This window comes from Gaoshiqia sediminis (assembly GCF_025907915.1).
Taxonomy (GTDB): Bacteria; Bacteroidota; Bacteroidia; order Bacteroidales; family Prolixibacteraceae; genus Gaoshiqia; species Gaoshiqia sediminis.
In genome coordinates this window covers 1-332 of sequence record NZ_JAPAAF010000149.1, presented here as the reverse complement: position 1 = coordinate 332, position 332 = coordinate 1, and the positions used below count along the sequence as shown (strand labels likewise).

Below are 332 nucleotides of genomic sequence, written 5' to 3'. Positions count from 1 at the left end.
TTACGAAGTGATCCAACCATTCATCACCCCCAATCCAATTGGGGGAATACGACAACCAACCACCACTCCTCAACCCCGAAGCGGGTGGAACGAACTCAGAAAACCTTGAACTCCTCCAGAGTTCCGGAGAAAATCTACCGCTTACCGCCAGTTATACTGGCGGTGATCAACATTCAACTCCTTCGGAGTAATCAAGACGACTTGAAAACACAACCTCATCCGAAGCACCCGATCACAAAGTGATCCAACCATTCATCACCCCCAATCCAATTGGGGGAATACGACAACCAACCACCACTCCTCAACCCCGAAGCGGGTGGAACGAACCGGAT

General features: G+C 50.6%; 1 protein-coding gene. It reads left to right on the top strand.

Going from position 1 to position 332, the window contains the following annotated elements; all coding sequences use genetic code 11:
• Positions 1 to 243, top strand: a 243-nt coding sequence (locus N2K84_RS20345; RefSeq protein ID WP_282593660.1) for a hypothetical protein, incomplete at its 5' end; no start/stop codon positions are given.
• Positions 244 to 332 lie beyond the last annotated feature (89 nt).